The following is a 20,676-nucleotide window of genomic DNA, read 5'->3' as shown; positions in this document are numbered from 1 at the left end:
ACCGCCGGTCGACCACCGGTTAAGGTATCTGGGCTGCCTTCCCTTTAAGCTCCGCGCGCACACGTGATGTTGGCCCTATTGATCATTTTTGGGCCATGCGTACCATGCGGGCTGTTGATCACGGTGGGTGCGCGCTATGTAGCGCATCCGACAGGAAGGCGGCCGGAGTGAGTACCGCGCTCATAGTCCCCCCTACCTACGCCCCCATACCACCGGCCATTCACCCGCTCCACGCCGACATCGACGCACGGACCGCCGCATGGGCGCACGCGTTCGGCATCGGATCGCCGGGGCTGCGCGAGCGGCTGGTGACGCAGGAGATCGGCTCGTTCGCCTCGCGCATCCTGCCCTCGGGCCGTACGGAGGTCGTCCAGGTCCTCGGTGACTTCGTCCTGTGGCTGTTCGGCGTGGACGACGGCCTGTGCGAAGAGGGGGACCTCGGCCTTGCGCCGGGCGCCCTCAACGCGGCGCTGCAGCACCTGCTGTGGGTCGCCGAGCATCCCGAGGCGGCCGTCCTCACCGACGACCCGCTCGCGCGCGGACTGCGCGACCTGCGGGCCAGAGTGGCGGAGTACGGCACCGCCGGGCAGACGAAGGCGTGGATCGACGCGCTGCGAGAGTACTTCCTGTCCGTGATCTGGGAGGCGTCCCACCGCACCGCGGGCAGCGTGCCCGAGCTCGACGACTACACGCTGATGCGTCTCTACGACGGCGCGACCACCGTCGTCCTGCCGATGCTGGAAATGGCGCACGGCTATGAACTCCGGCCGGAGGAGCGCGCCCTGCCGGGCGTACGGGCCGCGGCCCAGGCGGCGTCCTTCGTGATCTGCTGGGACAACGACCTGTTCTCGTACCACAAGGAGGTCAGGGAGCGGGGCCAGACGGGCGGCTACTACCTCAACGTCATCCGGGTACTGGAGCACCACCGGGGCCTGACGACCTCTCAGGCCCTGACCGAGGCCATCGGCCAGCGGGACCGCGTGATGGTCCTCTTCCAGCAGCTGTGCGAGGCGCTCGCCGAGCAGGGGAGCCCGCAGCTGCGGCAGTACCTCACCGACCTGGGCCACTTCGTCCGCGGCTCGATGGACTGGGGCATCACGTCCGTGCGCTACACCACGCCCGACGATCCGGCGGCCCTGCCGGCGCGGTTCAGCGCGACGCCCACCGGCACCGGACCGGTGAACATTCCTTCCATCGCCTGGTGGTGGGACGTGCTGGACGCGCTCACCGGCCCCGCACCGCACCGGTCGCCGCAGGGCGCCGAGCTCCCCCTGGTCGGCGCGCGCGTCGGCGCGACGAAAGGCTCTTCATGGTGATCGTTGACGCGCAGGACATCCCCCGCGCGCCGGGACGGATGCCCCTCGTCGGGCACGCCCTGAACATGGCACGCCGGCCGCTGGACTTCCTCCAGTCGCTGCCGGAGACCGGACCGCTGGTGCGGGTGGACCTGGGCACGATGCCCGTCTACGTACCGACCGACGCCGATCTGATCCGCGACGTGATGGTCAAGCACGCCCCCAAGTTCGTCAAGGGGCGGCTGTACACCCGCGTCGAACCGCTGGTGGGCAAGGGCCTCGCGACCTCCAGCGGCCAGGTGCACCGCCGCAACCGGCGGCTGATGCAGCCGATGTTCCACAAGGAGCGCATCGCCGGTTACGCGGCCACGATGAGCGAACGCGCCCAGGACCTGGTCGACTCCTGGGAGCCGGGGCAGCAACTGGCCCTGGAACAGGAGATGGGCGAATACACCATCCGCACGCTCGCGGAGGTGATGTTCTCCGCCGACCTCGGTCAGCCGGCAGTGGAGTCGGTCCGCAAGAACCTGCCGGTCATCCTCAAGTACATGCTGCTGCGGGCCGCGTTCCCGACGTTCCTGGACGGGCTGCCGATCCCGGCGAACCGGAAGTTCGACGCGGCGGCGCGGGAGATGCGCGCGGTGATCGACAAGGTGGTCGCGGACACCCGGCTCTCGGAGCGGACCGACCGGGACGACCTGGTGGCCCTGCTGTTGTCCGCGCGGGACGCGGACACCGACGAGGCACTGACGGACGAGGAGGTCAGGGACGAGCTGGTGACCATTCTGTTCGCCGGCACCGAGACCACCGCCTCCACGCTGAGCTGGTTCTTCCACGAGGTGGGGCGCCACCCGGAGGTCGAGCGGCAGCTGCTGGAGGAGATCGACGAGGTGGTGGGCGACGGCCCGGTCACCATCGAGCACGTCCCGCGGCTCGGCACGGTCAAGCGGGTGCTGGACGAGGTGATCCGGCTCTACGGTGTCACGATGCTGATGCGGCGTACGACCGAGCCGGTGGAGCTGACGGACACCCGGCCCGACGGCCAGGAGGTCACGTACAAAATCCCCGCGGAAGCCGAGGTCGCCTTCAGTCTCTATGCCGTGCACCGGCACCCGGAGCTGTACAAGAACCCCGACGACTTCGACCCGGACCGGTGGCTGCGCGACGACATCCCGCGCACGTCCTTCTTCCCCTTCGGGGCGGGCAACCGGATGTGCATCGGCGACGCCTTCAGCTGGACGGAGGCGACCATCGCCGTGGCGACCATCCTCCAGCGGTACACCCTGCGTCCGGTCCCCGGGCACACCCCCCGCAAGGCCACCTCGGCCATGGTCCATCCCGACCATGTCCCCATGACGGTGGTGCCCCGGGCGGGCTGAACGCCGCCGGGCGGTCGGACAGTTGGACACGGCGGGGGCGGCGCGGAATGCGCCGCCCCCGCCGTATCACGATGCCTCGGCGCTGACGGCGAGGTTGTGCAGGTAGTGCATGAGCGTCATCAGGACGTCGCGGCTGGAGGTGCGCAGCCGGGCGTCGCAGTCCACGATCGGGACCTCCGGGGGGAGGTCGAGTGCTTCGCGGAGCTCCTCGACGTCGTGCCTGGGGGCCTCCGGGAAGGAGTTGATCGCGACGACGAAGGGCACGCCGCGCTCCTCCAGGCGGCCGATGACGTCGAAGCTGACCTCCAGGCGGCGGGTGTCGACCAGTACGACCGCGCCCAGCGCGCCGTCGAACAGGCCGTTCCACAGGAACCAGAAGCGCTGCTGGCCGGGCGTGCCGAAGAGATAGAGCACCAGCTCCTCGTTGAGGCTGATGCGCCCGAAGTCCATCGCGACGGTCGTGGAGGTCTTGCGCTCGATGCCCAGGGTGTCGTCGACGCCGACGCCGGCCTGGGTCATCGTCTCCTCGGTGGTCAGCGGGCGGATCTCGCTGACCGCGCCCACCAGGGTCGTCTTGCCGACCCCGAAACCGCCCACGATCACCACCTTTACCGCCGCGGTGGCCGAGTCCGGCAGCGCGTCCTCGCTCCGCGGCCCGGCGACCGGTTCCGCGGCGGACGCCTGCCCTGCCACGGGCTGGTCTATGAGCGCCTGCCCGGCGGCCGGGTCAGAGCTGTTGAAGTCCATGGATCACCGCCTCGATAAGGGAACGGTCCGGAAGTTCTGCGGGCGGTACGGGCGCGCGCGCCACGACCCGCCCGTCGGCCAGCAGGTCACCCAGGAGCACGGTGACCACGCTGACCGGTAGCTTCAGGTAGGCGGAGAGCTCCGCCACCGACAGCGGGGAGTGGCACAGCCGCATGATCGCGGCGTGCTCGGGCTGGATGCCCGGTCGCGGGGCGGCCTTGGCCACGATCAGCGTGACCAGGTCGAGGGAGAAAGTCTGCGCGGCGGCGCCGGAGCGCCCGCCGGTGATCACATAGAGCCGTTCGGGGCTCTCGTCCTCCCAATCCTGGCCCGCTCCGCTCACGCGGCCGATCCCTCGCCGCGCGGCGGGCTGCTGAGGTGCTCGCCGATACGGGCCACCAGGTCACGCATCTTCATGCCGATCAGCCCGGCGTCCACACCCTCGTCGGCCAGCACCGCGAGGTACGCGCCCGCGCCCGCCGCCATCAAGTAGAAGAAGCCGCCGTCCAGTTCGATGACGACCATGCGCATCTTGCCGTCGCTGTGCGGGAATTCGGCGGACACCGCGCCGGCCAGGGACTGCAGCCCCGCGCAGGCGGCGGCCAGCCGGTCCGCGGTGTCGGTGTCCGTGCCGTACTGGGCCATCCGCAAGCCGTCCGAGGACAGCACGACGACGTTGCGGGTCTGCGGGACGCTCTCCGCCAGGTCCTTGAGCATCCAGTCCATGTTGGCCCGGTGCTGAATCATGGCAACTCACTCTTTTCCGACGACTTGTCACTCTTCGGCCCGGCGGTCCCGCCCGATTCTCCGGAGAGGCCGCTCTGGAAGGCGGCCAGCCACATGCCGGGCTGCACCTCGGGAGCTGCCTCCGGCGCGGAGGACCGGTGGTCTGCGGTGTCGGGGGCGGTGGACGCCTGCGGCGCGGCCGGGGCCGCGGGCGCGGTGGCGCGGGACTTGCGGCGCCGCTGCGGGAGCCCGTTGGCGGTCCGCCCGGTCACCATCGGCACGTCCTCCTGGGTGTCCTCGGGCCGGGGCAGCGCCGCGGGCGTCGAGGGCACGGGTCCGGTGGCCGGGCGCTCGACCGCCTTGGGCTCGGTGCGCTCGCTCAGCGGCCCGGAGGAGGCGCCGATGCCGTGCGCCCGGCCGGTGGCGGGCGCGGTGGTGATCAGATCCTGCGGCACGATGAGGACGGCGCGCACGCCGCCGTACGCCGAGGTGCGCAGCGACACCTGGAAGTCGTACGCCTGGGCCAGCCGGCCGACGACCGCGAGGCCGAGCCGCGGGGTCTCCCCCAGGTCGTTGACGTCGATGCCCTCCTGGGCCTGCTGGAGCATCCGCTCGGCCCGCTTGCGGGCCTCCTCGCTCATGCTGACGCCGCCGTCCTCGATCTCGACGGCGATGCCGGACTGCACCTCGACAGCGGTGAGGTGGACGCGGGTCTGCGGCGGGGAGTAGCGGGTGGCGTTGTCCAGCAGCTCGGCGAGCGCGTGAATGAGCGGCTCGACGGCGGTGCCGACGACCGCGACCTCCGAGACGGAGTGCAGCTCGACGCGCTGGTAGTCGATGATCCGGGACATCGCGCCGCGCAGCACGCTGAACAGCGGAACGGCGCGGCTCCACTGGCGGCCGGGGCGGGCGCCGCCCAGTACGGCGATGGAGTCGGCGAGCCGGCCGATCAGCGCGGTGCCGTGGTCCAGCCGGAGCAGGTCGCCGAAGACCTCGTGGTTCTGGCCGTGCCGGTCCTCCATGCCGCGCAGCTCCTGCGCCTGCTGGTGGACGATGGCCTGAACGCGGCGGGCGATGTTCACGAACGCGCGCTGGGCGGACTCGCGCGAGTCCTCCTCGGCGACGACCGCCTCCAGGACGGAGCGCAGTACGGCCTCGTGGGCCGCGGCGAATTCGGGGGTCAGGCCGGACTCGCGGGCCTCCCCGTCCAGCCGCTCCGTCATCGAGGCGAGCACGTCCTCGGGGAACTCGCCCTGCCCGAGCCGGGTGACGACCTCGGGCAGCAGCCCTTCGGCGAGCCGTACGGTCGCGGCCTCCTGGCGGGCCAGCACCGCGGCCTGCGCCTCGGAGCTGCGGCGCAGGGCCGTCAGCGCGCGGCCGCGGCGGGCGGCCTCGGCGGAGAGGAGCGCCACCGCGACGGTGGCGACGCCTCCCGTCCACAGGACCGGCGTCAGCGCGGCGGAGGGGACCAGTACGGCGGCGACGACGGCGGCGATCACGGTGAGTGCCGCCGGCAGTATCCACCCGAGCGCCGAAGCGGGTCGCAGCCCTCCGGGCGACGATCCTTCTCGAACCATCAGCACCCTCAACCAATCGAAAGATACGGGGAAGTCCACGGGCGCAGCGGTGAGGGCAGCGTCGACACACAGGTAACCATGAGTAACTGCCAGTACGCTGAGCCGCCTTCAGCATAACCGGACTTGATCACTCCTTGACGCCGGGTCATGTCGCCGCAGGTGAACGGCTTTAGACCCGCTGAACGGACATCGTTGTCCGCCTGGCGCACACCTTGCGGGGGCCGCGATGACACCTCACGGACAGCGACCCGGTGCGCCAGTTTGCCGCACGATCAACGGAGTTGACCGTGCGGCGGATCTTTCTTGACGGATTTCAAAGGCGTACGGATTTCACAGGCGTACGGTCCGCCGCGGCTGCGTCCTGGCGTCCGCCAGCAGGCCGTGCAGGGCGGCGAACTCCTCGACGCACTTGCCGGTGCCCGCCACGACGCAGTGCAGCGGGTCGTCGGCGATCACCACGGGCACGCCGGTCTCCTCGCTCAGCAGCCGGTCCAGGCCGCGCAGCAGCGCCCCGCCGCCGGTGAGCGCGATGCCGTGCTCGATGACGTCGCCCGCCAGCTCGGGCGGGCAGGCGTCCAGGGTGCGCCGGACCGCCTGGACGATCGCGTCGACGGGCTCGGCGAGCGCCTGCCGGATCTCCTCTGCGGTGATCTCCTGGGACCGCGGCAGGCCGTTGACCTGGTCGCGGCCGCGGACGGTGCAGGCGTCACGGCGTACGGGCCGCGCGCGCTCCGTCTCCTCCTCCGCGTCCTCGCCCGCCGGCTCCGGCACCAGGTCCTCCTCCGGCACCCACAGCGCCGAGCCCACCGCGATTTTGATGTCCTCGGCGGTGCGCTCCCCGATGGCCAGCGCATGCTTCTTCTTCACGTACGCGGTGATCGCCGCGTCCATCGCGTCGCCCGCGACCCGCACGGACTGCGCCGTGACGAGGCCGCCCATGGAGACCACCGCGACCTCCGTCGTGCCGCCGCCGATGTCCACCACCATGCAGCCCACCGGCTCGGCGACCGGCAGCCCGGCCCCGATCGCGGCCGCCATCGGCTCCTCGATCAGCTGCACCTCGCGGGCGCCCGCGCGCTTGGCGGAGTCGATGACCGCGCGCCGCTCCACACCGGTGATGCCCGACGGTACGCAGATCACCACCCGCGGCCGGGACAGCCGGCGGCCCGGCAGCGCCTTCTTCATCAGTCCGCGCAGCATCCGCTCGGCGGCGTCGAAGTCGGCGATCACGCCTTCCTGGAGCGGCCGCATGGCGGTGATGCCGGACGGGGTGCGGCCGATCGTGCGCTTGGCCTCCGTGCCGACCGCGACAACGTCGCCCGCCGCGTTCACGGCGACCACGGACGGCTCGTTGAGCACCACGCCCTTGCCGCGGGCGTAGACCAGGGTGTTGGCCGTCCCCAGGTCGATGCCTATGTCGTAACTACCGCCGGAGGAAGTGCTGGACGCCATGAGGAGTTCGCTCGCTCGCTTTCGGCTCGGACTGCGGACACGCCCGCGGCGCGGCGCACGGAACCCCCCGACATCGCGCCCCAGACGACAGCATTGACGTCAATAACGGGCAATTACCTACTCTACTGGCGTCGCATACTTGCGCGCCGCCCGGCCCGGGCCGCACTCGGCCCACGGCTCAGAGCCTGGTCCGGTTCAGCGCGTTCGCGAGGTCGTCCAGCGAGTCCACCAGCAGGCCCGCCGCGCGCAGCGCCACGCCCCGGCCCTCCGTCTCCGCCTCCCAGACGGCCAGCCACCTGTGCGGCCCCGACCAGTCCAGGTCGCCGCCCTCCCTGATGGCCTGAGCCGCGCTGCGCACCGCGGGCCCGAGTTCGGCGGCGAACGCGTCGGCGCCCGGTGAGGGTTCCGCGTCCGGGCCCGGCAGATGAGCCTCCATCAGCATCGTGACGCGGCCCATGGCGTTGAGGGCCGCCTCCGCCGCCTGCGTGGCGCCCTGCGAGAGCCCGCGGTGCCGCACCGGCTCCTGCCCGGCGCGCTCCCCGCTCTTCACCCACGCGACCCGTGCCGCGCGCAGGTTGAGCAGCGCCTCGCGGACCTTGCGCGGCCGGCGCTCGGCGGGCCGGGCGTAGATCTCCAGGACGGCGACGGCGTACCGCCCGCCCGTCTCCAGCCACTCCGCCAGCCGCTCGCGCAGCCGGGACGTCTCCCAGGCCGGGAAGAGCGCGTACGAGAGCGTCGCCAGCAGGCCGCCCAGCAGGGTGAGGACCACCCGCTCCTGCACGGTCTGCTCCCAGCCGGCGCCCGCGATGCCGAGCAGGAAGACGACGTACGCGGCGACGCAGGCCGAGGTGACCGCGACGCCGGTGCGCAGCAGCAGGTACATCAGGAAGGCGCACACGATGGCCAGGCCTGCGTCGACGTACCGCCCCGGGTGGAACAGGGCGATCACCCCGCCGCCGACCGCGACGCCGAAGAGGGTGCCGATGAAGCGGGCGATGCCGCGCTGGTACGTCTGCGCGAAGTCGGGCCGCATGACCATCACGGAGGTGAGCGGCGCCCAGTAACCGTGCCCGAAGGGCAGCGCGGTGCCGATGAGGTAGCCGGCCGCGGCCACCGCGGCCACCCGCAGCGCGTGCCGCAGGACGAACGAGGACCAGCGCAGCTCCCGGCGGACGGCCCGCATGACGACCGGGACCTGGTGCTGGACGGCGGGGCGCAGCAGGTGCGGCCGGTCGCCGTCGGAGACCGGGCCGGTGGGCTCGACCGGCTCCTCGGCGGCCTCCACGGCGTCGGCCAGCAGGCTCAGCAGCCGGGCCGCCGAACGGCGCGCCGGGCCGGTCAGCATGTCGCCGGACTCCGGTACTTCCAGCGCGTCCAGGGCGTCGGCGGGCAGCCGGACCGGCCGGGCGTGCCGGATGGCGGCGGCCACCGCGTCCAGTACGGTCGCGGCGGCGCCGAGCAGTTCGCGGGCGCGGTCCCGCTCGGGGCCCTCCAGCGGGGCGCCGACGACGGGGTCGGCGAGCGAGGCGAGCGCGGGGCGGACCTGTTCGGCGAGGGTGCGGGGGCCGTGCAGCTGGGCGGGGCGGCGCCGGGCCTGGCGGGGCGTCACCCGGGAGGCGAGCCGGGCGTCCATCAGGGGCTGCGGGTCGAAGGGCGCCACCGGATCGTGGCGCAGCCGGCGCGCGTAGTCGGCCTCGGCGGCGAGCGCGTCGGCCAGCGCGTCCCGCTGCCGCCCCCACCGGCGGACGGGGAAGAGCAGGATGAGCGCGGCCTGTACGCAGCCGCCGAGGGCGATCAGCGCGGCGTGCTCCAGCGCGCCCAGTACGGAGGTCGGCAGGGTGACGGTCACCAGCATCACCGCGACGGTCTGCGTGCCGATCAGCCCGGAGACCGGCCCGACGGCCCAGCACAGCCCCGCGAGCAGGGTCCAGGCGGCAAGCAGCAGCACGAACAGCACCGTGTGGGCGGCGGCCAGATAGCCGAGGAAGGTGGAGACCGAGAGGCCGCCCGCGACGGCCAGCGCCAGCAGCGGGCGCGGCCGCCAGCTGCGCTGGAAGGTGGCGATGGCGGCGGAGAAGGCACCGAAGGCGGCGGAGACCGCGAGCACCGGGGAGCCCAGCCACAGACAGCCCCCGACGACGATCCCGACGCCCATCGCGCCGCGGATCGCGATGAGCGGCGTGAGCTTGGCCCGTTCGACGCTCAGCCCGGAGCGGGCGGTCTGCTTCAGCGCGCTCGTCCAGGTCATAGCGAGAGAATACGGTGCGAATGCCGTGAAATCGGGCGGCAGCTCGCACACGGCGCACCGGTACCGGCCGCCCGTCCGTATGGCGGCCGGTACCGCTGCCGCCGCCGGGTCAGCTGCCCGGGCTGCAGTCGATCTGGGTGAGCTTGATCGGCTTGCTCGCGTCCAGGGCGACGTACGCGATGAAGTGCTGGTTCGGGCCGCGGTTCCACTTGGTGGTCACCGTCGCCCAGCCCACGCCCGCGGACTGCGCGGTGGTCACCTTTCCGATGGCGATGTCGCGCGGGTTGTTCTGCGCGCAGAGCAGGACGTCGTACTTCTTGTTCTTCTCGGCGCGCTTCTTCAGCTCGTCGCCGACCATGTTGTCCCGCTCCCACTGGCGGGGCCCGTGGTTGCCGTAAAAACCCTGCAGGAAGTGGTGGACCTGCTCGGCGTTGTAACGGGCCGGCGCCTTCTCCTCGGAGGCCGCCGTCGCGGGCGCGGGCGCGGCGGGCGCGGACGCCGCGAGGGTCAGGCCGCCACCGAGCAGGGCGGCACAGACAGCGGAGACGGTGACAGCTCGCGAAGCCTTACGGATCATCGAATGTCCTCTTCTTCCGGAATTCATCCGCATTATGCGGACCTCACCCGAGCAGACACGCCACACCGCGCGAGGGTTGCACGACCCGCGGCGCGTACACCCGCCCGGCCCAACCGGGCGCCCGCACAGGAGCAGAAGAGGAGCCCTTACGACACCACGTCCTTCGTCCGGAAGCCGCGGAAGGCCAGGGCGAAGAGGATCAGTGCGTACGAGACGGAGACCGCGGTGCCCTGGGTCATGGCGGTCCAGTCCAGCTTCGGCTGGAGCGCGTCCACCCAGGCGAACTGCCAGTGGGCCGGGAGGACGTCGCGCCAGTTGCCGAGCGCGGTGACCTGGTCCAGGACGTTGCCGACGATGGTGAGGCCGACCGCGCCGCCGACCGCGCCCAGCGGCGCGTCCGTCACCGTCGACAGCCAGAACGCCAGCGCCGCGGTCACCAGCTGCGACACGAAGAGGTACGCGACGACCAGCGCCAGCCGCGGCACCGCGTCCCCGGCCGGCAGCACCCCGCCGCCGGGCAGCCGCAGCGCGTCCCAGCCGTACGCGTACGTGCCCACGGCCAGCGCGACCAGCGGCAGCAGCACCATCGCGGCCGCGCTGAACACCAGCGCCACGGTCAGCTTGCTCAGCAGCAGCCGGGTGCGCGGCACGGGCGCGGCCAGCAAGTACCGCAGCGAGGACCAGCTCGCCTCCGAGGCGACCGTGTCACCGCAGAACAGCGCCACCGGCACCACCAGCAGGAAGCCGGCCGAGACGAACAGCGCGGTGGCCGCGAAGTTGGCGCCGGATGCGGTCGCGGTGTCCATCAGGGTGATCCGGTTGTTGCGCCCGGCCGGGTCGCCGCCGATCGCGAAGGCGGCGACCAGTACGAACGGCAGCGCGGCCAGCACCACGCCGACCACCAGCGTGCGGCGCCGCTTCAGCTGCCGCAGCGCTTCGACGCGCAGCGGCAGGGTGTGCCCCGCGCGGTAGCCGGCCGCGGGCCCGGCCGGGCGTGCTGCGGTACTCATCGGTCCCCTCCGATCAGGGTGAGGAAGGCGTCCTCCAGGCGGCGGTGCGGCCCGACGCGGTCCACCGGTACGTGGAGGCGGAGGAGTTCGGCAAGCAGCTTCGGCGTGCCGGCCGTGCCGTCGAGGCGGACGAGCAGCCCGTCGTCGGCGCGGACGGCGGAGGTGACGAACGGCAGCGCGGCCACCTTCTCCACCACCCCCTCCGGCACCGGCTCCGCCGTGCCGACCAGCAGCGTGTCGCCGGACCCGACGATCTCGCCGACCGGCCCGGACTGCACCAGCAGACCGTGGTCCATGACGACCAGATGCGTACAGGTCTGCTCGACCTCCGCCAGCAGATGGCTGGACACGATCACGGTCCGGCCCCCGGCCGCGTAACGGGTCATCACATCCCGCATCTCGCGGATCTGCGGCGGGTCCAGGCCGTTGGTCGGCTCGTCCAGGATGAGCAGGTCCGGCAGGCCGAGCATGGCCTGTGCGATGGCGAGACGCTGCCGCATGCCCTGGGAGTACGTACGGACGGCGCGCTGCAGCGCCTCCCCCAGCCCGGCGATCTCCAGCGCCTCGTCGATGTGCGCGTCCTCGGCCGGACGGCCGGTGGCCCGCCAGTACAGGTCCAGGTTCTCCCGGCCCGTCAGGTGCGGCAGGAAGCCCGCGCCCTCGACGAACGCGCCGACCCGGGAGAGCACCGGCGCGCCCGGCCGCACCGCGTGCCCGAAGACCCGGATCTCGCCGTCGTCCGGCGTGATCAGCCCCATCAGCATCCGCAGCGTGGTGGTCTTGCCCGCGCCGTTGGGCCCGAGCAGCCCGAGCACCTGCCCGCGGTCGACACCGAAGGTCAGGTCCTGGACGGCGTACCGGTCGACGGCACCGTGGTACTTCTTCGTCAGGCCCGTGATCCGCAGCGGCACGTCGGCCAGGTCCGGGGCGGGCGCGGGCGGCGTGGTGCGGCGCCGCCCGGTGAGCAGCAGCGCGGCGGCGATCAGCGCGGCGGCGAGCGGCAGGCCCCAGACCCACCAGGGCAGCGGGGTGGCGGCGGTGTGCACGCCGGGCGCGGTCGGCACGCTGAGGGCGTGCTTTCCGGCGAGCGCGACCTTGTACACGGCGGGCTCGGCGGGCGAGGCGTACGCCATGTCGGTGGCGGCCACCACCAGCCGCATACTGTGCCCGGCGGCGAACTCGTGGTCGATGGCCGGGAGCCGGACGGAGACCGTACGGCCGTCCTTCGCATCCGTGACCCGCAGCGGCGTCACGAGCTGATGCGGCAGCAACTGGCTCCGCCCGTCCGGCCCGACGTCGTACACCTTCGCGAACAGCACGGCCTCGCCGCTGTCGCTCGCGACGCGCAGCTTCGCCGTCGGCGAGCCGGTGACCTGCACGGGACTCTTCAGCGGGCGCGACTCGAACCGGGCGTACTGGCCGGGGAAGTCCAGCGACGGGCCGTTGCCCAGCGCGCTCAGGCCGCCGAGCGCGGCGCCGATGCCGGGGACGGAGGAGATCGCGGGCGGGTCGCCGCCCGCGGGGTTGGCGAGCGTCTGCTCGCGGCCGGCGAGCGGCACGGACCGCGGGTCGCCGCGCAAGCCCGGGTAGCTGTCCCCGCTCGCTTCGCGCAGCCGCGTGGCGCCGTCACGGGCGTCCAGGCCCCCGGACCGGCTGATCCGGAACGCCGGTCCGGTGTCGGTGCCGCGCTCGCCCTTCAGATAGCGCGCGAACCAGGCTTCCGTACGGGCCAGTACGCGGGCCTCCTCGCGGGCACCGCCGTCGTGGCCGCCCTCGATCCAGTCCACCTTGACCGGCGCGCCGTTCTTCTTCAGCGCCTTCGCCATCGCGTCGGCCTGGCCGAGCGGGAAGAGCGAGTCGGACTGGCCCTCGGTGATCAGCGTGGGGACCTTGATGCGGTCGGCGACGGCCTGCGGGCTGCGGCTCTCCAGCATCTTCCGGGCGGCCTCATCCGGCTTCCCGGAGACCGCCACCCGCTCGTACATCCGGCACAGCTGCGCCTCGAAGCGGTGACAGGCCACGCCGCGCGCCGGATTGGGCACGGAGGTGGTAACGGGGGCCGAGCCGGTGGTGAAGAAGTAACCGGCCCACAGTTTCTTGAACACCCCGTCGGGGAACAGCGCGTCGGCGAGGTTCCAGTACGTGATCTGCGGCGCGATCGCGTCCACCCGGCGGTCGTGGCCCGCCGTGAGCAGCGCGATGGCACCGCCGTACGAGGCGCCGGTCATCCCGACGCGCGGGTCGCCGGGCTTGTCCAGCTGCACGTCGGGACGTTTCGCCAGCCAGTCGATGAGCCCGCCGGCGTCGGCGACCTCGCCCTCCGGGTCGTTCAGCCCGATCTTGCCGGTGGAACGCCCGAACCCGCGTGCCGACCAGGTCAGTACGGCGTATCCGGCCCGCGCCAGCTGCTGGGCCTGGCCCTTGGCCGCCTCCTTGCTCGCGCCGAAGCCGTGGCCGAGCAGCACGGCGGGACGGCGGCCGTGCACCGCCGTACTGGTGAAGTAGGAGGTGTCGATCCGGACGGTGGCCTTGCTGCCGGGCTTCTCGGGCAGCGTCAGGACCTGGTCCTGACGCTGCACCGACGCGGCCTCGCCGTCGGGTGCGGCGACCGCCGCCCATGAGCCGCCGCCGAGCAGGACGGCGAGCACGGCCACGAGCGCGACCAGTCGCCGGCCACTCGGCCGGGGAACCTTTACAGCCATGCGGTCACCCTACGGGGGCGGGGTGTCAACTCCGGGTCAGGGCCGGGGTGGCTGCGACGGCCGGTGCCGGGGGGCCGTCACGGCCGGTGCCGGGGGGCCGTCACGGCCGGTCCCGGGGGTGGCCGCCACGGCCGGTCCCGGAGGCCGTCCTCGTCAGTCCCGGGGTGGCCGTCCCGGGGTGGCCGTTCCGGGGCGGCCGTTCCGGGGCGGCCGTTCCGGGGCGGCCGTTCCGGCTCTCAGTCCTGCGGCGGCGGGCCGAAGCCGCCGGCGGGCGGTGCCGGCGGTGCGCCGTACGGCGCCTGCGGGGTCTGCGGGGGTACCGGAGGGGCGGCCTGCGGAGCCTGCTGGGGCATGGCGGGCGGGCCGTACCCGGGTGCCGGGGCGGCGGGCGGGCCGAAGCCGGGCTGGGGCTGGGGCTGGGGCTGTGCGTAACCGGGCTGAGGCTGCGGCGCGTAGCCGGGCTGCGGCTGGCCGGCCTGCGGCTGCGGCTGGCCGGGCGCTCCGTACGCCGGCATGCCCGGCATTCCGTACGGCGCCGCGCCCGGTGCCCCCGGCATCCCCGGCTGCGCGGGCGGCGACCACTCCGCGGCGACGGGCATGCCCGGGCGGCCCATCAGGGCCAGGACGGCGATCGAGCCGAGGAGCTCGACGACCACCTGCACACGGGACAGCACGGTCTGGAACGCGGGAGCCTGCCCCAGCTCGAAGAAGTGCCCCCCGGCGAGCAGCCCGATCATGCCGATGAGCGAGATCGGCAGCAGGACCAGCGCGAGCCCGGTGGTGAAGCCGCGCGCCGACACCCCGCGTGCGGCGCAGAGCAGTCCGGCGACCGCGGACATCAGCAGGAACGTGACGGAGTACCAGCCGGGGCCCAGGCTCGTCAGCGCGGAGAGGATGCCGTGGCCCAGGTAGATCACATCGAGCGAGCCGATGCCGTCCTGCAGCAGTACGGAAACGTTCCACACCGCGGCGCACAGCGCGATCAGCCCGAACACCACCGCACCGGCCACCGCGGCGGCGGGCAGCGGCCGCATCGGCGGGTCGCTCGGCCGCCGCGTCGGCCAGACCCGCAGCCCGGACAGCACCACGATGCAGGAGACGAGGCCGAGCAGCACCAGCAGCCCGCTGGTGATGAAGACACTCAGGAACGTGTCCGTGTCGGTGTTCACCTCACCGAGGAACCAGCGGTTGTCGCTCGTGTGCTGGCCCGTGCTGACGAACACCTGAATCGCGGCGGTGAACGTCAGTGTCGTCGCCACGGCCAGCAGACCGCCGGCCGCCCGCGCCCCCGTGAACGCCGCCCACACGGCCCCCACCTGCACGGCCAGCAGGCCGACGGCGTACGCATCGGTGATCGCGCCGTCGACGTGCGGCCCGAGCCCCGTCCAGGACTCCCACAGCGCCCCGAACCCGTACTCCGCCATGTCCATCGCCAGCCATGTGGCGCTGTTCAGCAAGAAGAGCGTGCAGAACACCCCCGCGGTGATCCGCGCCCCCTTGCTGAGGACCGTTGTGTGTGGCATTTCGCCCCCGTCTTTCTCTAGTTGTACTGCTGTACTGCGGCTGTACTGCGGTTTCGCGTGTGCGCGGGCAGCGCCCGCACCGTAACGGATCTGTACACCGCGCGCGCCCCGCAAGTACAACTGAAGGAGGGGCCCGGCGCCGCACCCGGGCCGCGGGGGAGGCGGCTATGCGTGCCATCGCGATCGTCGGCGCAGGGCAGGCCGGACTGCAGCTGGCCCACGGACTGCTCGCCAACGGGTACGACGTGACCGTGGTTTCGGACCGCACGCCGGAGCAGATCCGCGCCGGGCGGGTGATGTCCACCCAGATCATGTTCGGCCCGGCGCTCGGCCTCGAACGCGCGGCGGGCCTGAACGCCTGGGACGGCAAGGCCCCCGGCATCACCGCGCTGCAGGCCACGGTCTGGGACCCGCCGGGCAGGCCCGCGCTGCGGTTCACCGGCCGCTTCGACGAGGAGGCCCAATCCGTCGACCAGCGGGTGAAGATGGCCGACTGGCTCGACCTGTACGAAGCGCGGGGCGGCCGGGTGGAGTACGGCGCCGCCGACGGCAGACGGCTGGCCGCGCTGGCCGCCTCGCACGATCTGACCCTGGTGGCCGCGGGCCGCGGCGACCTCACCCGGCTCTTCCCCCGGGACCGCGCGCGCTCCCCGTACGACCGGCCGCAGCGCTCCCTGGCCTGCATCTACCTGCACGGCGTCGGGCACCGCCCGGAGTACCCGGCGCCGCACACCCGCTCCCACCTCTCGCCCGAGGCCGGTGAGGTGTTCGTGATCCCCGCGCTCACCACGGGCGGCCTGTGCGACATCGTGTTCCTCGAAGGGGTACCGGGCGGCCCGTACGACTGCTGGCAGGACCGGCCCGCGCCGGCCGCCTGCCTCGCGCGCACGCTGGACCTGCTGCGACGGTACGCGCCCGCGGAGTACGAGCTGTGCCGGAACGCCGAGCCGACGGACGCCCGCTGCACGCTGTACGGCGCGGTCACACCGACCGTGCGGCGCCCGGTGGCCGAGGTCGCGCCCGGCCGGTACGTCCTCGGCATGGCGGACACCGTCGTCGTCAACGACCCGGTCACCGGCCAGGGTTCGAACAACGCGGCCCGCTGCGCCGCCCGCTACCTCCGCGCCATCAAGGAACGCGGCACGGCCCCCTTCGACCGCCCCTGGATGCAGCGCACCTTCGACACCTTCTGGGACCACGCCCAGTACGCCACGGAGTTCACCAACACCATGCTCCAGCCGCCCCCGGAGCACATCCAACGCCTCCTGTCGGCCGCCGCCCACACCCCCGCCATAGCCCACCGCTTCGTCAACGGCTACGCCGACCCGGCCGACTTCCGCCACTGGCTCACCGACCCGGAAGCAGCGGCGGCATATCTGGCGGAGATCCGGGGGCCGTGACCGACCGGTGTGCGGCCCGGCCGGTCACGGAGTAGGCAGTCCCGCCGCGTTCACCCGACTCCAGGTCCGCTTCGCAATGCACGCAGACGCCCGTCTCGTCGTCCCAGATGACCAGGCATGTGCACTTGGGGCACTTCTTCAGGTTCAGCTCGCCGGGCAGTTCGTCCGTACTCAGGCCGTCCATGTTGTCCACCTTTCCTGTGCGGAGAACCTCATCGCTCCCGGCTGCGGGGGACCGCTGCGACGGCATGGAAGGTGTCGGTGGGGTGTCGCTCAAAGGCGTCAAACCGGTGTCATTGATAGCCGGTCAGGTCTAGCTTGGTTTCAGGACGAACCATGGCGACAACCGAGGAGGCGCGGCCACGTGATCACTCAGCAGGTACCGAACGACATCCTGCGGGCCGTGCGCCTCGGCTTGCGGATGAGCCAGGACGAGTTGGCGAAAGCACTCCGTAAGGCGGGCGTTGACGCGGACGAGCCGAACGACGCGACGAAACGCCTCGTACAGCGGTGGGAATCAGGCGTGAGCCGCACGCCCCGCCCGGTGTACGCGAGAGCCCTGGAAAGGGTCACTGGTCGCCCTGTCGAGGCACTGGGGTTCAGCCTGCCCGTACCGATGGCCCGCGTGCGCGACGACGGTGCGGGTGGCCATGACATGGAACCCGCCCCGGAGGGTGTCGCCGCCCCGGAGCCGGCCGCCCGGCCCACCGCGGCATCGGCCGCGAAACCCCCGGACTGCTATTCGGGCATCTGGCTGAGCCGGTACGAGTACTTCTCCTCCGGGCGCGAGCAGACGTTCACCGGTGCTCACCACCTCGTACTGATCCAGCGCGGCAACCGCCTCACGGGCCAGTCGCTGCCGGGCGCGTCCGCCAACCCCGACTCTCCGCTGAGCCTGGACCTGACCGTGGATCGGAACGTCGTGACGGGAGTGTGGACCGAACAGACAGCAGCCACGGGCTACTACCAGGGCGCCCGGTACCACGGCGCCGTCCAGTTGCTCGTGGAGCCCACAGGGCGGCGCATGGCCGGCAAGTGGGTCGGATTCGGCAAGGACTTCGACGTGAACACCGGCCCGTGGGAGCTGGTGTTCAAGGACGCGTCGACGTCGAAGGCGACGATGGAGCGTTATTCACAGCCGCCTGAATGAGTACGCGTACGGCCCCCGCCGGGCCATGGGATTCCGGTCGGCGCCGTGGCGGTTCATTCCAGGAGTTCGGCCGGTTTCGTCATCGACCCGCCTGCGTCGCCGGTGTTCAGAGTCCCTGCCGGTTCGAGCAGCAGGATGGCTGTTTCCTCCTCGGCCACCGGGCAGTGTTCGACCCCGCGCGGCACTACGAACAGCTCGCCCGGCCCCAGTACGACGTCGTCGGTCTCCCTGAGCTGGATGGTGAGGCGCCCGCTGAGGACGAGGAAGAGCTCGTCGGTGTTCTCGTGGCTGTGCCAGACGAACTCGCCCTTCAGCTTGGCGAGCTTGACCTCGTAGTCGTTCAGGTCGGCGATCTTCTTCTGCGTCCACAACTCGCTGAACAGCGAGAGCTTGTGCGTCAGGTTGATGGCCTCAGTCGGCCTGGTCGTGTTGCTCATGGCATCAGCGTGCCCGCGCCGGACGCGGTCGGTCTTGTACGTTCCTGGCATGAGCAGCGGCACGGCGAACCAGCGGCCCAGGACCCGGATCAACGCCTGGCGCCCCGCGGTCGCCGGGATCGCCGAGGTCTTTCACGCGCACTTCACCGACCACGCCTACCCGGTGCACACCCACGACACCTGGGACTTGATGATCCTCGACGACGGCTGCGTGGACTTCGCCGTGGAGCGCCGGCGGCACGGCGCCGCCGGGTCCGGCAAGGTCGTCCTGCTGCCGCCCGGAGTGCCCCACGACGGCCGGACGGTGAACGCCTCGGGGTTCCGCAAGCGCGTGCTGTATCTCGACGCGCAAGTGCTGCCCGGCCGGCTCGCCGGGGCCGCGGTCGACGTCCCGGTCCACGCGGACGCGGCGCTGCACCGGCGCCTCCGCCAATTGCACGACGCACTCGATACCGCGGGCGATGTGTTCGAAGCGGAGTCCCGGCTGGCGTTCGTCCGCGAACGCCTCCTGTCCCACCTCGGCGCATCGCCACGGGCCAGGACGCCGGGCCGTGAGGCGGGGCGGCTCGCCGCCGCCCTGCGCGAGCTCCTGGACTCCTGTCTCCATACAGGGGTGACCCTGGACGAGGCGGCCGCGGTCCTGCACGCCCATCCCACCCATCTGATCCGCTGCTTCCGGCAGGCGTACGGGCTACCGCCGCACACCTACCTCACCGGACGACGCGTGGAACGGGCACGGCGGCTGCTGCTCGCCGGACAACGGCTTGCCGACGTCGCCACAGGCGTCGGCTTCCACGACCAGGCACATCTGAACCGGCACTTCAAACGCCACCTGGGCGTGCCACCCGGACGCTACGCAGCAGGACGCAGCCGCACCGTGTGACAACGTCGGCCTTCGGTCGGCCTTCACGACGACCGGGTCGTGAAGGCCGACTCCCGGGCCTCAGCTGTTGCTCGGGAAGCCCAGGTTGATGCCGCCGTCGGAGGGGTCGGGCCAGCGGGTGGTGACGACCTTGCCGCGGGTGTAGAAGTGCACGCCGTCGTTGCCGTAGATGTGGTGGTCGCCGAAGAGCGAGTCCTTCCAGCCGCCGAAGGAGTGGTAGCCCACCGGGACCGGGATCGGCACGTTCACGCCGACCATGCCGGCCTCGACCTCCAGCTGGAAGCGGCGGGCCGCGCCGCCGTCCCGGGTGAAGATGGCCGTGCCGTTGCCCCACGGGGAGTTGTTCATCAGGGCGATGGCCTCGTCGTACGTGTCGACACGGACGACGGAGAGCACCGGGCCGAAGATCTCGTCGCGGTAGCAGTCCATCTCGGGCGTGACGTTGTCCAGCAGCGAGACGCCGATCCAGTGGCCGTCCTCGTGGCCCTCGACCGTGAAGCCGGTGCCGTCGATCGCGACGGTCGCGCCCTGGGCGGCCGCGCCGGTCACGTACGAGGCGACCTTGTCGCGGTGCACCTTGGTGATCAGCGGGCCCATCTCGGAGGCCGGGTCGTCGCCGGGGCCGATGGTCAGCGCGGCGGCCCGCTCCTTGATCTTTTCGATCAGCGGGTCGGCGGTGTCGCCGACCGCGACGACCACGGAGATGGCCATGCAGCGCTCACCGGCCGAGCCGTACGCGGCGTTGATCGCGGAGTCCGCGGCCAGCTCCAGGTCGGCGTCCGGCAGGACCAGCATGTGGTTCTTCGCGCCGCCCAGCGCCTGCACCCGCTTGCCGTTGGCGGTGCCGGTGGTGTGGATGTACTTCGCGATCGGGGTCGAGCCGACGAAGGAGACCGCGGCGATGTCGGGGTGCTCCAGGATGCGGTCCACCGCGGTCTTGTCACCGTTGACGACGTTCAGCACGCCGTCGGGCAGGCCCGCCTCGGCCGCCAGCTCGGCCAGCTTGAAGGCCGCCGAGGGCACCTTCTCGCTGGGCTTGAGGACGAAGGTGTTGCCGCAGGCGATGGCGATGGGGAACATCCACATCGGCACCATGGCCGGGAAGTTGAACGGCGTGATGCCGGCGACCACGCCGAGCGACTGGCGGATGGAGGAGACGTCCACGCGGGTGGAGACCTGGGTGGACAGCTCGCCCTTGAGCTTCTCGGAGATGCCGCAGGCCAGCTCGACGATCTCCAGGCCGCGGGCCACCTCACCGAGCGCGTCGGAGTGCACCTTGCCGTGCTCGGCGGTGATCAGCCGCGCGATCTCCTCGCGGTGCGCGTCGACCAGCTCGCGGTACTTGAACAGGACCGCCGTGCGCTTGGCGAGCGAGCTGGTACCCCAGGTGCGGAACGCCTCCTTCGCGGTGGCTACCGCGGTGTCGACCTCGTCGACGGAGGCGAAGGGGACCTGCTTCTCCTGGGCGCCGGTGGCGGGGTTGTAGACCGGACCGAAGTTGCCGGAGGTGCCCTCGACGGGCTTGCCGCCGATCCAGTGGCTGAGGGTCTTCATGTGCGGGGCCTTTCTG

At 72.1% G+C, this 20,676-nt stretch carries 17 protein-coding genes; 5 read left to right on the top strand and 12 right to left on the bottom strand.

Annotated features, from left to right (window positions below):
* Nucleotides 1-167: 167 nt before the first annotated feature.
* Entirely contained in the window at nt 168-1,316 is a 1,149-nt protein-coding gene (locus tag AB0I82_RS32960) for a selina-4(15),7(11)-diene synthase (RefSeq protein WP_363261128.1), read from the top strand.
* On the top strand, nt 1,310-2,674 hold the full coding sequence (locus AB0I82_RS32955; protein WP_363261127.1) for a cytochrome P450: 1,365 nt from the start codon (nt 1,310-1,312) through the stop codon (nt 2,672-2,674). The genes AB0I82_RS32960 and AB0I82_RS32955 overlap by 7 nt, the downstream gene beginning before the upstream one ends.
* A 66-nt stretch (nt 2,675-2,740) precedes the next feature.
* Here AB0I82_RS32955 and AB0I82_RS32950 read toward each other — a convergent pair whose 3' ends face one another.
* The 10 genes from AB0I82_RS32950 to AB0I82_RS32905 all read right to left on the bottom strand — a co-directional run bounded on the left by AB0I82_RS32950 (nt 2,741) and on the right by AB0I82_RS32905 (nt 15,236).
* Nucleotides 2,741-3,421 carry an ATP/GTP-binding protein gene (locus tag AB0I82_RS32950; RefSeq protein WP_363261126.1) on the bottom strand — a complete coding sequence of 227 codons (681 nt, stop codon included), beginning with the start codon at nt 3,419-3,421 and terminating at the stop codon, nt 2,741-2,743.
* Nucleotides 3,402-3,764: a DUF742 domain-containing protein gene (locus AB0I82_RS32945; protein WP_030249882.1), complete on the bottom strand. Its 363-nt coding sequence runs from the start codon at nt 3,762-3,764 to the stop codon at nt 3,402-3,404. Before AB0I82_RS32945 ends, AB0I82_RS32950 begins: the two co-directional genes overlap by 20 nt.
* The gene (locus tag AB0I82_RS32940; protein ID WP_030249885.1) at nt 3,761-4,168 is read right to left on the bottom strand and encodes a roadblock/LC7 domain-containing protein; all 408 of its coding nucleotides are present in this window, start codon (nt 4,166-4,168) and stop codon (nt 3,761-3,763) included. The genes AB0I82_RS32945 and AB0I82_RS32940 overlap by 4 nt, the downstream gene beginning before the upstream one ends.
* Nucleotides 4,165-5,724 (bottom strand): ATP-binding protein, encoded by a 1,560-nt coding sequence (locus tag AB0I82_RS32935; protein ID WP_363261125.1) that lies wholly within the window; start codon nt 5,722-5,724, stop codon nt 4,165-4,167. The genes AB0I82_RS32940 and AB0I82_RS32935 overlap by 4 nt, the downstream gene beginning before the upstream one ends.
* A gap of 330 nt (nt 5,725-6,054) precedes the next feature.
* Nucleotides 6,055-7,176, bottom strand: a complete 1,122-nt coding sequence (locus AB0I82_RS32930; protein WP_363261123.1) for a rod shape-determining protein — start codon at nt 7,174-7,176, stop codon at nt 6,055-6,057.
* A gap of 178 nt (nt 7,177-7,354) precedes the next feature.
* A complete protein-coding gene (locus tag AB0I82_RS32925) occupies nt 7,355-9,424 on the bottom strand; it encodes an FUSC family protein (protein ID WP_363261122.1) in 2,070 nt (689 codons plus the stop codon).
* Between the two features lie 109 nt (nt 9,425-9,533).
* Nucleotides 9,534-10,001: a hypothetical protein gene (locus tag AB0I82_RS32920; RefSeq protein WP_363261121.1), complete on the bottom strand. Its 468-nt coding sequence runs from the start codon at nt 9,999-10,001 to the stop codon at nt 9,534-9,536.
* A gap of 146 nt (nt 10,002-10,147) precedes the next feature.
* Nucleotides 10,148-11,011 (bottom strand): ABC transporter permease subunit, encoded by an 864-nt coding sequence (locus AB0I82_RS32915; protein WP_363261120.1) that lies wholly within the window; start codon nt 11,009-11,011, stop codon nt 10,148-10,150.
* Complete coding sequence (locus AB0I82_RS32910; RefSeq protein WP_363261119.1) at nt 11,008-13,713, bottom strand: alpha/beta fold hydrolase; 2,706 nt, start codon at nt 13,711-13,713, stop codon at nt 11,008-11,010. The genes AB0I82_RS32915 and AB0I82_RS32910 overlap by 4 nt, the downstream gene beginning before the upstream one ends.
* 236 nt (nt 13,714-13,949) lie before the next feature.
* Complete coding sequence (locus AB0I82_RS32905) at nt 13,950-15,236, bottom strand: hypothetical protein (protein WP_363261118.1); 1,287 nt, start codon at nt 15,234-15,236, stop codon at nt 13,950-13,952.
* Nucleotides 15,237-15,403: 167 nt separating this feature from the next.
* Here AB0I82_RS32905 and AB0I82_RS32900 point away from each other — a divergent pair, with 167 nt between their 5' ends.
* Entirely contained in the window at nt 15,404-16,636 is a 1,233-nt protein-coding gene (locus AB0I82_RS32900) for a styrene monooxygenase/indole monooxygenase family protein (RefSeq protein ID WP_363261117.1), read from the top strand.
* A 421-nt stretch (nt 16,637-17,057) separates the two neighbouring features.
* Nucleotides 17,058-17,786, top strand: a complete 729-nt coding sequence (locus AB0I82_RS32895) for an XRE family transcriptional regulator (RefSeq protein ID WP_363261169.1) — start codon at nt 17,058-17,060, stop codon at nt 17,784-17,786.
* 53 nt (nt 17,787-17,839) lie between these two features.
* On the opposite strand, the gene AB0I82_RS32890 is transcribed toward AB0I82_RS32895, so the two are convergent.
* Nucleotides 17,840-18,223: a cupin domain-containing protein gene (locus AB0I82_RS32890; protein WP_363261116.1), complete on the bottom strand. Its 384-nt coding sequence runs from the start codon at nt 18,221-18,223 to the stop codon at nt 17,840-17,842.
* 49 nt (nt 18,224-18,272) lie between these two features.
* On the opposite strand from AB0I82_RS32890, the gene AB0I82_RS32885 reads away from it, so the two are divergent.
* A complete protein-coding gene (locus tag AB0I82_RS32885) occupies nt 18,273-19,106 on the top strand; it encodes an AraC family transcriptional regulator (protein ID WP_363261115.1) in 834 nt (277 codons plus the stop codon).
* A 60-nt stretch (nt 19,107-19,166) separates the two neighbouring features.
* Here AB0I82_RS32885 and AB0I82_RS32880 read toward each other — a convergent pair whose 3' ends face one another.
* Entirely contained in the window at nt 19,167-20,660 is a 1,494-nt protein-coding gene (locus AB0I82_RS32880; RefSeq protein WP_363261114.1) for a CoA-acylating methylmalonate-semialdehyde dehydrogenase, read from the bottom strand.
* Between the last annotated feature and the right edge of the window lie 16 nt (nt 20,661-20,676).

It is taken from the genome of Streptomyces sp. NPDC050315, assembly GCF_040655775.1.
GTDB lineage: Bacteria > Actinomycetota > Actinomycetes > Streptomycetales > Streptomycetaceae > Streptomyces.
The sequence above is the reverse complement of the archived record's forward strand: the minus strand, read 5'-3'. Positions and strand labels throughout refer to the sequence as shown.

Coding starts and splice junctions, on each gene's coding strand:
- AB0I82_RS32925 (WP_363261122.1), bottom strand. CDS start 9,424: ATGACCTGGACGAGCGCGCTGAAGCAGACCGCCCGCTCCGGGCTGAGC.
- AB0I82_RS32900 (WP_363261117.1), top strand. CDS start 15,404: ATGCGTGCCATCGCGATCGTCGGCGCAGGGCAGGCCGGACTGCAGCTG.
- AB0I82_RS32880 (WP_363261114.1), bottom strand. CDS start 20,660: ATGAAGACCCTCAGCCACTGGATCGGCGGCAAGCCCGTCGAGGGCACC.
- AB0I82_RS32930 (WP_363261123.1), bottom strand. CDS start 7,176: ATGGCGTCCAGCACTTCCTCCGGCGGTAGTTACGACATAGGCATCGAC.
- AB0I82_RS32905 (WP_363261118.1), bottom strand. CDS start 15,236: ATGCCACACACAACGGTCCTCAGCAAGGGGGCGCGGATCACCGCGGGG.
- AB0I82_RS32935 (WP_363261125.1), bottom strand. CDS start 5,724: ATGGTTCGAGAAGGATCGTCGCCCGGAGGGCTGCGACCCGCTTCGGCG.
- AB0I82_RS32955 (WP_363261127.1), top strand. CDS start 1,310: ATGGTGATCGTTGACGCGCAGGACATCCCCCGCGCGCCGGGACGGATG.
- AB0I82_RS32885 (WP_363261115.1), top strand. CDS start 18,273: ATGAGCAGCGGCACGGCGAACCAGCGGCCCAGGACCCGGATCAACGCC.
- AB0I82_RS32940 (WP_030249885.1), bottom strand. CDS start 4,168: ATGATTCAGCACCGGGCCAACATGGACTGGATGCTCAAGGACCTGGCG.
- AB0I82_RS32910 (WP_363261119.1), bottom strand. CDS start 13,713: ATGGCTGTAAAGGTTCCCCGGCCGAGTGGCCGGCGACTGGTCGCGCTC.
- AB0I82_RS32950 (WP_363261126.1), bottom strand. CDS start 3,421: ATGGACTTCAACAGCTCTGACCCGGCCGCCGGGCAGGCGCTCATAGAC.
- AB0I82_RS32915 (WP_363261120.1), bottom strand. CDS start 11,011: ATGAGTACCGCAGCACGCCCGGCCGGGCCCGCGGCCGGCTACCGCGCG.
- AB0I82_RS32890 (WP_363261116.1), bottom strand. CDS start 18,223: ATGAGCAACACGACCAGGCCGACTGAGGCCATCAACCTGACGCACAAG.
- AB0I82_RS32895 (WP_363261169.1), top strand. CDS start 17,058: ATGAGCCAGGACGAGTTGGCGAAAGCACTCCGTAAGGCGGGCGTTGAC.
- AB0I82_RS32920 (WP_363261121.1), bottom strand. CDS start 10,001: ATGATCCGTAAGGCTTCGCGAGCTGTCACCGTCTCCGCTGTCTGTGCC.